Origin of the sequence: Salinicola halophilus (genome assembly GCF_003206155.1) — a bacterium.
Lineage (GTDB): Bacteria > Pseudomonadota > Gammaproteobacteria > Pseudomonadales > Halomonadaceae > Salinicola > Salinicola halophilus.
The window spans coordinates 199,267-211,120 of record NZ_PZJV01000002.1 but is presented as its reverse complement, the minus strand read 5'-3'; the positions used below and the strand labels follow the sequence as shown (position 1 = coordinate 211,120).

The window sequence follows — 11,854 nt, the reverse complement described above, 5'->3', positions numbered from 1 at the left end:
CGGCGCCGTCGCGCTAGGCTTTCGCCTCGAGCGCCGGGAGAAGATGGCGCTCGATCGCCAGGCGTACCGAAGGCAGCAGAATGTCGGTCTTCTGCAGCCACTCGCGCACCGCCGCGTCGAGTCCGTCGACACCGTTGGCGCGATGACGGTTCGCCGCCAGGCGGGCACAGGTCTCTGGCCCCGCCTCCGGCGGTACGTGCACCCCCAGCGACTCCAGGCGCTGACGAAAGTCTTCGCCATCGATGAGCTCAACGATGTCCATGCTTCCTCCCCAATAGGCTGGTTTACCCCTGAGCGAGGCGTCTGTTCGTCCGACGCCTCCCTCGACTGCTACGCTAGGCTGCTTCGCTCGGCGCGGCCGTGCCCCCGCGCCTTCAACCTCTCTTGAATCGAACGCCGACTCGCCGGGAGCGCACCCGCCAGCCATGAGACGCCCGCTACTCTCTTTTCGCCGAAGGCGCGTGCTCTTCGCCCTTCTCGTCGCCGCGGGTTCGAGCGGTGGCGTCTCGGCGCAGCCGTTCACCTACTGGGACGACCCCACGGCGTCGGCGGTCACGCTGTCGCGGGCGGCGTTCATCGCCAACGCGCGGCGACTCGATGTCGACTCCCGCCTCGTCTACGTCAATCGCGTGGTCAACAACGCCGCCCGACAACAGGAAGAAACCGGCGACGTCTGGAAGGGCTTCACCCGGCTGACCGAAGACGACTTCGGCGACTGCGAGGACTTCGCCATCGCCAAGTACCAGATCCTGCTGGCGGCCGGTACGGCCTCCGATCGGCTCGACCTGCTCGCCGCCCACGATACGCTGACGCCCACCTATCACGCCGTGCTGCGCTACCGCCGCGACGACGGCGGCCACTGGATTCTCGACAATCTCACCCCGATGATCCTTGACGCCGCCGACCGGACCGATCTCGAGCCCATCGTGGCGTTCGACCGCGAACACGCCGAGCGCTATCGAGACGGCGCCTTTCATCCCGTCGACCCGGCCCGCATCGTACTCGGCGACCAGTCGCTGGCCGAGCGCATGCCGAAGCTGCTCGACTACTGAGCACCGGTCATCGCTCGGCGACGTTTCGCTCGGCCGTCATTCGACTACGACTCGCCCGCCGAGCTCTCGCCGGTGTCGGCGATGATCTTCTCCGCCCGCAGATAGTCGATCAGTTTCTCCGCGGCCTGCTCCGGCGTGAGATCGGTCAAGACCTGCCCGCCGGACGCCGAGGACTTGGCCGCGGCGGCCTTGAAGCGATCTCGCGCGTTGGTCGACTTCACCACCTTGAGCCGCTTGGGCCGCGCCCTTGCCGGCTGCCACTGCCAGTCGACGTTGGCGACATCGGGACGCTTTTCCCCCGCTGGCAACCGATCGTCGACGGTGTCGATGCGCCCGCGCCGCGCCGGGCCGAAGGCGCTCTGACGCGGCGCCTCGGCCACACTGTCGACGGCGATCAGACACGGCAGACGGACCTCCAGGCGCCGGCGCTGGCCCTGCGGCAGCGCCTGCAGCACGGTGACACTCCGCGCGTCGCAGCGCTCGATGGCCGCCACGCCGGTGGCGATCGACCAGCCCAGCCGCTCCGCCAGCAGATAGCCGACCATGCCCGAGCCCTCGCCGCACTCGGCACGCTGGCCGGTGAGCGCCAGCTGCACGCCGCTGCGTTCCAGCCACGCCGCCAGCAGCGGCACGGCGTCGTCGCCCGCTTGCATCGGCAGCAGCGATAGCGCCCCGTCGCGCTCGTCGTCGAGGCCGTGGAACATGCCCAGATATCCTTCCAGACACTCCCGCAGCGACGCATCCTCGGGGTCGCCGGCGTGCACCAGCGAGAGATCGGCACCCGCCAGCGACAGTCCCATCTCGACGGCGCGCGCGTCCTCGCGGGCGCGACCGGCGCGGCCGGAGACCGGGTGGCGACCGCTCGACACCAGCGCCACCGCCTTCACCTCGGCGCGAGGCGAAGGCGCTTTCGCATCAGGCTGCGGCATGTTGAGACTCCTCCGTTTGCCACGACTCGCCATCGCCATCTCGCGGCTGGCCGAGCCGCTCGCAGACCGCCGCCAGCACCGCATCACCGTCGGCGATGAGCGCCAGATCGGCGCGTTTGACCATGTCGCAGCTGGGGTCGTTGTTGATCGCGATCACCCGCTGACACTTGGCGATGCCCTGCAGGTGCTGCACCGCCCCGGAGATTCCCACGGCGACGTAGCAGCTCGCGGTGACGAAGGTGCCGGTGGCGCCGACCTGACGGGTCCGCACCATGTAGCCGTCGTCCACCGCCACGCGGGAGGCGCCTTCGCTGGCCCCCAGCACGCGGGCGGCGTGGTGATAGCCTTCCCAGTCGGAGACGCCCCGGCCGGCGGAGAGAATGAACGGCGCCTGGGCAAGCGGAATCTCCTGCGGGTCGACGGCGACGCGGCCGCGGTCGATCACGCCAAGGGTTGTGGCCTGGTCTCCGGCCACCGGTGACGCCTCATCGGTCGCTGCCAGATCGATGCGCCGCGCTTCGTGGCGCGTCTCGCTGACCGGCTCGGCACATTCGGGCAGGGCCAGCAGCACACGGGCGACGTCACGCAGAATGTCCTGACGATCCCCCGCGCGGGAGAGCGTCCTGCCGTCGTTGAGCTGCCACACCCGGGTCGCCGGGCGAGCGTCGGCGGCACCCCGAGCCGCAAGCCGCGCGCCGAGCCGGCGACCGAGATCGCCGCCGTCCGGCAGGGCATCGGCGAAGATCCAGTGCTGCGGCGTGAGAGCGCGTTCGACGGCGACCAGCGCGGCCAGACGCGCCTCCGGGTCATAGCCTTCGGCAACCGTGGCGGCGAGATCGACCACGCGATCGGCGCCGGCGTCCTCGAACCCGGTGACACCGCTCAGAAAGGTGATCGCCGTCACCGCCAGATCCCGGCCGTCGGCGAGCTGCCGGGCGAGGCCGAAGAGATCCTTGTCGTGATCGCCGAGACGCCCTTCGGGCAGCTCCGGGACGACCACGACATGCCCCGCGGGCTGATCGATGACGATCTGACGCCGCGCCGGTTCGGCGCTGGCTTGCGAGGCGCTCACCGGGCTCGCTTCGACCGAGGCCCCGCTGCGGTCGATGCGCTTGATGCCGTTGGGGCCGATCGCCCCGAGCGCGTGGGGATTGACCCGTGTCACACCTTCGCTGCTGGTCCAGCGCCAGGCCGGGCGGGCGAATTCGTGATGGCGCGGATGCAGCCGATTGCGCCGGGCGCGTTCCGCGTGGGGGTCGATGCGTCTGACGCTCATGCCGGTTCCTCCTCGCGCGTCGAACTGGAAACGGTCGCTGCTGGCGCCGTTGCCACCAGGGCGTCGGCGACCATTTCGGCGAGATCCCGAATGCGCGGGCGCGGCTCGACCACGCCTTCGAGCATCGCGGTGCACTGCGGGCAGGCGACGGCGACGGTGGTCGCCCCGGTCGTGCGCACGTCCTCCATGCGCATGTCGGGGATGCGCGCGCGGCCGGGCACGTCGGAGAGCGCCGCCCCGCCGCCGCCGCCGCAGCAGCGCGAACGGTAGCCGGAACGCTCCATCTCGGCGACTTCCAGACCCAGCGCAGCGAGCACCTGCCGTGGCGCGGCGAATTCGCCGTTGTAACGCCCCAGATAGCAGGGGTCGTGATAGGTGACGGTCTCCGGCTGCGTCGGGGCGGCCACGTTGATACGTCCACCGTCGAAGAGCTCGGCGATGAAGGTCGAGTGGTGCAGTACGCGGTAGTCGCCACCGAAGGCGCTGTACTCGCGGCCCAGCACATGGAAACTATGCGGGTCGGCGGTGACGATGCGCGCGAAGCGGTAACGCGCCAGCGTGGCGATGTTGCGCTCGGCCAGGCGCTGGAAAGTCGCCTCGTCACCCAGGCGGCGCGCGACGTCGCCGCTGTCCCGCTCTTCGTCACCCAGCACGGCGAAGTCGACGCCGCCGGCACGCAGGATCTTGACCAGCGAGCGCAGGGTGCGCTGGTTGCGCATGTCGAAGGCGCCGTCACCCAGCCAGAGCAGCACGTCGACACCTTCGGGGCGATCCTTGATCCGCGGAATCTCCAGATCCGCCGCCCAGTCGAGGCGGGAGGCGTTGTCGAGTCCGCCGGGATTGTCGGTGGCGATCAGGTTGTCCAGCGCCGCGGCGCCCTTCTCCGGCGTTTCGCCCTTCTCCAGCGTAATGAAACGGCGCATGTCGACGATGGCGTCGACATGCTCGATCATCATCGGGCACTCCTCGACGCAGGCACGACAGGTCGTGCAGGCCCAGAGCGTCTGCGCCTCGACCAGCTGCGGCACAATCGGCTCGGACGGGCCGCCGTGATGTTTACCGACGTCGATGCCGGGGTAGCCGGACCCTGCATAGTGCGCGTCAGAACCGCCGGCCATCCCGACGATCATGTCCTGAATCAGTTTCTTGGGATTGAGCGGCTGCCCCGCCGCGTAGGCCGGGCAGACATTCTGACAGCGGCCGCACTGCACGCAGGCGTCGAATCCCAGCAGCTGCTCCCATTGAAAGTCGGCGGGCTTCTCCACGCCCAGCGTCTTCGCCGTGAGGTCCAGCGGGAACAGCGCGGTGGACCGGCTACCGCGATGGACGTCGTGGCCGACATCGGCATGATTGTCGTCGAACCGCTCGGGGCGCCGGTGGAACGCCAGATGAAAGGAGCCGGCGAAGGCGTGCTTCATCGGTCCGCCCCACCCCATGCCGACCACCATTTCCAGCAGTCCCCAGACCAGCACGGCGGCGAGCACGATCGCCAGCACGCCGCCGCCGAGAGCGGTCGGCGCGACGCCGACCAGCGGCAAACTGATCAGGAACATGCCGACCGAATAGGCGATCAGACTCTTGGAGAGACGCTGCCACGGGCCCTTGGAGAGCTTGGGCGGCGGATTCACACGGCGCAGATTGACCGCGACGGTGCCGATGAACATCACAAGGCTCGCCGCCAGCAGCAGCCCGCCGAGAATCGGGTTGCGCCAGCCGAAACCGTGGACGACCAGCGCCAGTGCCATCGCGGCGACATAGCCTCCGGCCGTTGCCACGTGGGTATGCGCAATCGCCTTGTCGCGAGCAACGACATGGTGCAGGTCGTTCAGATAGCGCTTGGGCATCAGCGCGAGCCGGCGCCACACCATCGGCGTGCGCTGGCCCTGACGCCACAGCCGGATGCGGCGACAGGCACCAGCCGCCCCGACCAGTAGTGCTGCAAAGATCAGAATGGGGAGTAGCGTCTGCAACATGGTGCTTCTCCAAAACGGTCACCGGCATGAACGGTTCACGTCGGTGGCGGAAAATGGCAACGCGATCCGTTCCGATCACGTCACCATGCAAGAGAAAGCGTGATGAGCGACGGTCAGGCTAGGCGAAGGCCGGCGAGCGAGCGCAGTGGACGTGGGTGTCCATGAGCATCGCGAGCCGGGCTTCAACAACGTCTGATCGAGCGCAATCGCTTTGCCAGCACAGTGGTTGTTCATGAGCATGGCGACGACAGATTCAACGCTGTATCGCCGAGCGCAGTCCGTTCCGCTCACAAGTCTTTGCAGAGGCGGAGCGCATCATAAATCGCCGCGTGCGTATTCCGCTGCGCCACACAGTCGCCCAGCCGGAAGAGAGCAAACTCGCCGCTCTCGGCCAGCGTCGGCTGCGCCGTCGCGGCGTAGAGCGCTTCCAGGTCGATCTGGCCCTGGTTCCGCGAACGCGCCTTGAGCGCGTAATAAAGCGACTCGTCCGGACGCACACCGTTCTCGATCACGACCTGATCGACCACGCGCTCCTCCTGCTCGCCGGTGTACTCGTTTTCGAACACCGCCACGAGCTTCTCACCTTCGCGGTAGACCTTGTGCAGTCCCAGGTCGCCGGTCATCACCACCGACTTCTGGTAGAGGCTGCGGTAATAGGTGGGAAAGGTCGTGCCGCCAATCGCCACGCCGGGTTTGGTGTCGTCGGTGACGATCTCCACCGTGGCGCCCTTGCTGGCGAGATAGTCGGCGGCCGACATGCCACCGAACTCGCACATGGTGTCGTAGACCAGCACGTTGTTTCCCGGCTCGACCTTGCCCGAGAGGATGTCCCAGCTGCTGACGACCAGGCTCTCGTCGGGATCGTCCGAGTAGCCCCATTCCGGGACCTGTTCGAGAAACGGATGGCCGCCATTGGCGAGCACCACGACGTCCGGCTGCAGATCACGGATGACGGCGTCATCGGCGCGAGTCTCGAGTTTGACGTCGACGCCGAGACGCGCGAGTTCCATTTCGTACCAGCGGGTGATACCGGCAATCTGGTCGCGCTGCGGGGCCCTGGCCGCCAGCGTGATCTGGCCACCCAGCTGCGGCTCGGCCTCGAACAGGGTGACATCGTGGCCGCGCTCGGCGGCCACACGGGCCGCTTCCATACCGCCGGGCCCTCCGCCGACCACCACGATCTTGCGCTTCGCGCCGGTGGTCTTCTCGATGATGTGCGGCAGGCCCATGTACTCTCGCGAGGTCGCCGCGTTCTGGATGCACAGGACGTCGAGCCCCTGATACTGACGGTCGATGCAGTAGTTGGCCCCGACGCACTGGCGGATCTGGTCGGTCTCGCCGGCCTTGATCTTGGCGATGATGTGCGGGTCCGCGATATGCGCCCGGGTCATCCCCACCAGATCGACGTAGCCTCCCTCCAGGACACGCTCGGCCTGGGTCGGATCCTTGATGTTCTGCGCATGGATCACCGGCACCGAGACCACTTCCTTGACGCCCGCCGCCAGGTGCAGGAATGGCTCCGGCGGGTAGGACATGTTGGGGATGACATTGGCCAGGGTGTCGTGGGTGTCGCAGCCGGAGCCGACGACGCCGAAGAAGTCGACCATGCCGGTGGCGTCGTAGTACGCCGCGATCTGCTTCATGTCGTCCTGAGAGAGACCGTCCGGGTGGAACTCGTCGCCGCAGATGCGCATGCCGACGCAGAAGTCATCGCCTACCTCGGCGCGGACCGCCTTGAGCACTTCCATGCCGAAACGCATGCGGTTCTCGAAGCTGCCGCCCCACTGGTCGGTACGCTTGTTGACCCGCGGGCTCCAGAACTGGTCGATCAAGTGCTGGTGAACGGCGGAGAGTTCGCAGCCGTCGAGCCCGCCCTCCTTGACCCGCCGTGCGCCCTGGGCGAAGTCGCTGATGACGCGCCAGATCTCTTCCTCTTCGATGGTCTTGCAGGTCGCGCGGTGGACCGGCTCGCGCACGCCGGAGGGCGACAGTAGTGTCGACCAGTTGTGGCCGTCCCAGCGCGAGCGTCGGCCCATGTGGGTGATCTGGATCATGATCTTGCCGCCGTGCTTGTGCACCGCGTCGGCGAGATTCTGGAAATAGGGAATGATGCGGTCGGTGGCGACGTTGACCGAGCTCCACCACTGCTGCGGGCTGTCGATGGAGACCGGCGACGAGCCGCCGCAGATGCAGAGCCCGCAGCCCCCCTTGGACTTCTCTTCGTAGTATTTGACGTAGCGATCCGTGGTCATGCCGCCATCGGTGGCGTGGACCTCGGCGTGAGCGGTGCTGACCACGCGGTTACGGATGGTCAGGTTGCCGATCTGGATCGGCTTGAACAGGGCTTCATGAGCCATGGGGATCACCTCGTTCGAGCCGCCGTACCGACCGGGGTGTCAGGCGGTCGGTCAAGCGGACTCGGCCAGCACGAATTCAAAGATTTTTGTTGGGCGGCACTGCCGCGACTGCCTCACTACGCTTTCGCACGCGTCTCTTTCGCGCGCCTCTCTCGGCCAGCCCGCAGGCTACTTCGGTGAGACGTCGAAGTAGCCGACCTCGCAGCCTTCTTCGGCGCCGCTCTGGGTCTGCTCGGCGACGGTGCGCAGGCTGTTGCCGCGCGCTTCGAGAATCTGGTCCATCGCGCCGGCGAACCAGCCGGTGAACATGTACTCCTCACGCTTGCCGGTCTTGCCGAGCTGATAGACGAAGCACGAATGCTCGAGGCGCACGCGGGCGGTGCCCGCGTCGAGGTCGATCGCTTCGGTGACGAACAGCCCCCAGCCGCGCTGCGAGAGACGCTTCATGTAGTGCTCGAACACCGCCTCGCCTTCCAGACCGTGGAGCTCGGCCTCCTTTTCGCACCAGTGCCACGCCGACTTGTAGCCCGCGTCGTAAAGGATCTGGGCGTACGCCTCGACGCCCAGCGCTTCCTCGATCGCCACGTGGTTGTTGATGAAGAAATGGCGCGGCACGTAGAGCATCGGCAGCGCATCGGTGGTCCAGACACCGGTGTCGCTATCGACGTCGATCGGCAGTTCGGGGGCCATCTGGGTCATGTCGGTTACCTCTGAAGTTGTTCTTGGGCTTCGAGCTGCGAGCTGCGAGCTGCGAGCTTCGAGCTTCGGGCTTCGAGCTACGAGCAAGATTGCGCCCGCGACACCGCGGAGCCGAGCGAGCTATCGAAGACAAGGCGAAGTCTGCCGATATCGCGCAGTGGACGTGGTTGTCCATGAGCAGAGAGCGGCAGACTTCAACGCCGTATTCGCGACGCGCAGCCGGCTCGTCACGGCTTACTCGCCCCAGACGTCGCGAAGAGTGCGCATCCAGTTCTCCCCCATGACCTTGCGCACCACCGACTCGGAGAGGCCGTGGTCCAGCAGCGCCTGGGTCAGGTTGGGAAACTCACCGATGGTGCGGATGCCCTTGGGATTGATGATCTCGCCAAAGCGCGTCAGACGACGCGCATAGCCCTTGTCGTGGGTGAGCCACTCGAAGAAGGCCTCGTCATGGCCCTGGGTGAAATCGGTGCCGATGCCGATGGCGTCCTCGCCGACGATGTTCATGATGTAGACGATCGCTTCGACGTAGTCTTCGATGGTGGCGTTGACGCCCGCCTTGAGAAACGGCGTGAACATGGTGACGCCGACGAAACCGCCATGATCGGCGATGAACTTGAGCTCTTCGTCCGACTTGTTGCGCGGGTGTTCCTTGAGACCGGACGGCAGGCAGTGGGAGTAGCAGACCGGCTTCTGGGACTCGAGGATCACCTCTTCGGAGGTCTTGGCGCCGACGTGAGAGAGATCGCACATCATGCCGACCCGGTTCATCTCGGCGATCACTTCCCGGCCGTAACCGGAGAGGCCGCCGTCGCGCTCGTAGCAGCCGGTACCCACCAGATTCTGGGTGTTGTAGCAGAGCTGGGTGATGCCGACGCCGAGCTTCTTGAAGATCTCGATGTAGCCGAGCTGGTCCTCGAAGGCGTAGGCGTTCTGAAAGCCCAGAATGATGCCGGTCTTGCCCTCTTCCTTGGCGCGGGTGATGTCGCGGGTGGTGTGCACGGGACGCACCAGCTCGGCGTTGTCGCGCATCAGCTTGTTGACGCTGACGATGTTGTCGACGGTCGCCTCGAAGTCCTCCCACACGGAGACCGTGCAGTTGGCGGCGGTGAGTCCGCCCTTTCGCATGTCCTCGAACAGGGCGCGATCCCACTTGGCGATGATCAGACCGTCGATGACGATGGCGTCGTCGTGTACGGATGTCGTCGACATGCAAACTTCTCCTCGATGGCGCGCCCTTGGGCTGGCGTCGTGTTGTGAATCGAAGGGTCGGCGCCGTGTGTGCCTGAAAGCGACGGTGCGACCGTTTCGGCAGCATATCCCTCCGTCCGGGCCGTACACGGATCGAAAACGAAGCCGACTGTTCTTTTTGCGCCAGCGAAAATGGTCCCATTGCGACACGCCGACACGGCTCGAATGCGACACGCCGGACCGCCCTCCGGCGATGCCGCGGGCAGCGTCACGGCGATTGCCGGGCAGTGCACCACGGTCGCCGACGATTGACGTGCCGAGCAGCCCGGGTTAGAACGTTCCATATATAGAACGAAACGAGGACGTCGCATGGAGAAGTCCGTGGACCTGCAGGCCTCGAGCGCGCTGGGCGCCCATCTACAGGCGCTCAGGGAGGCCCGGGGGCTGTCGCTGTCACGTCTGGCGGCGAAGGCCGGTCTGGCGAAGTCGAGCCTGTCGCGCCTCGAGCGCGGAGATGCCAACCCAACGCTGGATACGCTCTGGCGACTGGCGCGGGAGCTCGACGTGGCCTTCAGCGCCCTGATCGCCCCCATCGCAAAAGCGACAGCCGACATCCAGTCGTATTCCGATACTCAGTCGGCGTCCGATACCCAGTCGTCGCCCGATACCCCGTCGTCGTTCGCTACCGCCGCCTCGCCCACCGGTGACTCCGGCGTTGCGGTCACGCTGGTCGAGCGCGGCACGGGGTCGCCGGCCGTCGATGTCTATCTCCTGCATCTGGCGCCGGGTGCGAGACGCGACGCCGAGGCACACGCCCCGGGTACCGAGGAGACGGTGCAGCTAGTCGCCGGCACCGCCAGCGTCGGCCCGGTCGAAACGCCGAGCACGCTCGCGCCGGGCGGGCGGCTCACCTTCGACGCCGGGCAGGCTCACCGCTATCTGGCGCACGACGACGGCGCCACCCTGCTGGTGACGATCGTCTACCCGGTGCGTCGCGAGGAGAGTCGGCCATGACTTCACCGCGCTCGGAGACGTCGACGAACGCGACCCACGGGCCTCCGGGCGTGCTGCGCGGCATCCGCGAGGCGATACCGCTGCTCGGCGGCTATATCCCGGTGGCGGTATCGTTCGGCCTGGTGTCGGTGCAGGCGGGGTTCGGCGTGCTGGAGACGCTGGCGATCTCGACGCTGATCTACGCCGGCGCCTCGCAGTTTCTGTTCGTGGGAATGGTGGCGAGCGGCGCCCCGCTGTGGCTGGTGGTGGCGATGACGCTGCTGATCAATCTGCGCCACGTCGTCTACGCGCCCAACCTGGCAGCGTGGCTAACGCCGAGTCGCTGGTGGCCGTGGCTGATGCACGGACTGACGGATCAGGTCTTCGCGCTGGCCCACACCCGTCTGCCCCAGCTGCCCGAACGCCAGCGGGTGGGCTGGTTTCTCGGCGCGGCGCTGCTCGCCTGGCTGAGCTGGATCGCCGGTTCGCTGCTCGGTGCCGTCGCCGGCGAGTGGCTCACGGCGCGCTGGCCGCTGCTCGGCGAGGTGATGCCCTTCGCCCTGCCCGCGCTCTTTCTGGTGCTGGTGGTACCGCGCTTCACCTCGCCCCGCTGGGCGCTGGCACTGACCGTCTGCGTGGCGGCAGCGCTCGCCTTTACCCTGAACGGGCTGGCCAACGTGGGCATCCCCCTGGCGGCCGGTCTCGGCGCATTCTGCTTTTTCACCCTGCGCTCGCCGCGCCTGCCGGGACGCTCACGATGAGCGTCGAACTCTGGATCGCCCTGCTCGCCGGCGCCCTCGGCACCTATCTCATCCGGCTGCTGCCGCTGCTCTGGATGCAGCGCCGGCTGCGCCAGACCCGCGAGCGCGAGGGGTCGGAGTCGATGCCGGCGTGGCTCGCGGTGCTGGGACCGATGATGATCGCCGCGGTGCTCGGGGTCTCGCTGGTGCCGCGAGTCCCCGACACCGCCGGCTGGGTCGCCACGCTCGTCGGTCTCATCGCGACGCTTTTGACCTGGCGGCGCACCCGCTCGCTGGGCCTGCCGGTAATCGCCGGCGTCGCGACTTTCGGCGCGGTGATCGTCGCGGTGCGGCTGGTGCTTGGCTGAAGCCACTGCCCGGCGCGGCAGGTATCAGCCGTCGCTGCGAGCCGAGTGCTCTGCCGACCTGATGGCGACATGGCGTTCGACGTCCGCCGGCGTGATCCGCCCCTTGCGCCCGCGGCCGGGAATGGCTGCGAGCGAGAGCCCGAGCAGGCGCGCCCGCTTGCGCACGGCGGGGCAGGCGTGGACGCGGCCGCCCCTTTCCCTGCCGTGGCTTTCACCGCCCCCGGCATCACTGCCGTCGTTCTCCTCGATCGTTCCAACGCGGTCACTGCCCATGGC

The 11,854-nt window shown here is 67.4% G+C and carries 12 protein-coding genes; 4 read left to right on the top strand and 8 right to left on the bottom strand.

What is annotated here, in order from left to right:
• Nucleotides 1-13: 13 nt before the first annotated feature.
• Nucleotides 14-262 (bottom strand): hypothetical protein, encoded by a 249-nt coding sequence (locus DOM33_RS08675; protein ID WP_110667943.1) that lies wholly within the window; start codon nt 260-262, stop codon nt 14-16.
• Nucleotides 263-461: 199 nt separating this feature from the next.
• Between DOM33_RS08675 and DOM33_RS08670 the strand changes: the two genes are divergently transcribed.
• Nucleotides 462-1,052 carry a transglutaminase-like cysteine peptidase gene (locus tag DOM33_RS08670; RefSeq protein WP_162617941.1) on the top strand — a complete coding sequence of 197 codons (591 nt, stop codon included), beginning with the start codon at nt 462-464 and terminating at the stop codon, nt 1,050-1,052.
• Nucleotides 1,053-1,096: 44 nt separating this feature from the next.
• Here DOM33_RS08670 and DOM33_RS08665 read toward each other — a convergent pair whose 3' ends face one another.
• From DOM33_RS08665 to DOM33_RS08640, 6 genes are all read right to left on the bottom strand, one after another.
• Nucleotides 1,097-1,981 carry an electron transfer flavoprotein subunit beta gene (locus DOM33_RS08665; RefSeq protein WP_110667940.1) on the bottom strand — a complete coding sequence of 295 codons (885 nt, stop codon included), beginning with the start codon at nt 1,979-1,981 and terminating at the stop codon, nt 1,097-1,099.
• A complete protein-coding gene (locus DOM33_RS08660; protein WP_110667938.1) occupies nt 1,968-3,257 on the bottom strand; it encodes an electron transfer flavoprotein subunit alpha/FixB family protein in 1,290 nt (429 codons plus the stop codon). Before DOM33_RS08660 ends, DOM33_RS08665 begins: the two co-directional genes overlap by 14 nt.
• Nucleotides 3,254-5,230, bottom strand: coding sequence for a (Fe-S)-binding protein (locus DOM33_RS08655; protein WP_110667936.1), 1,977 nt, complete (start codon nt 5,228-5,230; stop codon nt 3,254-3,256). Before DOM33_RS08655 ends, DOM33_RS08660 begins: the two co-directional genes overlap by 4 nt.
• 287 nt (nt 5,231-5,517) lie before the next feature.
• Entirely contained in the window at nt 5,518-7,587 is a 2,070-nt protein-coding gene (dgcA, locus tag DOM33_RS08650; RefSeq protein ID WP_110667934.1) for a dimethylglycine demethylation protein DgcA, read from the bottom strand.
• A 168-nt stretch (nt 7,588-7,755) separates the two neighbouring features.
• On the bottom strand, nt 7,756-8,286 hold the full coding sequence (locus DOM33_RS08645) for a DUF5943 domain-containing protein (protein ID WP_110667932.1): 531 nt from the start codon (nt 8,284-8,286) through the stop codon (nt 7,756-7,758).
• A gap of 234 nt (nt 8,287-8,520) precedes the next feature.
• On the bottom strand, nt 8,521-9,498 hold the full coding sequence (locus tag DOM33_RS08640) for a dipeptidase (RefSeq protein ID WP_110667931.1): 978 nt from the start codon (nt 9,496-9,498) through the stop codon (nt 8,521-8,523).
• 348 nt (nt 9,499-9,846) lie between these two features.
• Between DOM33_RS08640 and DOM33_RS08635 the strand changes: the two genes are divergently transcribed.
• Genes DOM33_RS08635 through DOM33_RS08625 form a run of 3 tightly spaced genes read left to right on the top strand, consistent with a single transcriptional unit; the run spans nt 9,847 to nt 11,578 of the window.
• Nucleotides 9,847-10,491, top strand: coding sequence for a helix-turn-helix domain-containing protein (locus DOM33_RS08635; protein WP_239495309.1), 645 nt, complete (start codon nt 9,847-9,849; stop codon nt 10,489-10,491).
• Nucleotides 10,488-11,231, top strand: a complete 744-nt coding sequence (locus tag DOM33_RS08630) for an AzlC family ABC transporter permease (protein WP_110667929.1) — start codon at nt 10,488-10,490, stop codon at nt 11,229-11,231. Before DOM33_RS08635 ends, DOM33_RS08630 begins: the two co-directional genes overlap by 4 nt.
• Nucleotides 11,228-11,578, top strand: coding sequence for an AzlD domain-containing protein (locus DOM33_RS08625; RefSeq protein WP_110667927.1), 351 nt, complete (start codon nt 11,228-11,230; stop codon nt 11,576-11,578). Before DOM33_RS08630 ends, DOM33_RS08625 begins: the two co-directional genes overlap by 4 nt.
• 24 nt (nt 11,579-11,602) lie before the next feature.
• Here DOM33_RS08625 and DOM33_RS08620 read toward each other — a convergent pair whose 3' ends face one another.
• The gene (locus DOM33_RS08620; RefSeq protein WP_162617940.1) at nt 11,603-11,851 is read right to left on the bottom strand and encodes an E3 binding domain-containing protein; all 249 of its coding nucleotides are present in this window, start codon (nt 11,849-11,851) and stop codon (nt 11,603-11,605) included.
• Nucleotides 11,852-11,854 lie beyond the last annotated feature (3 nt).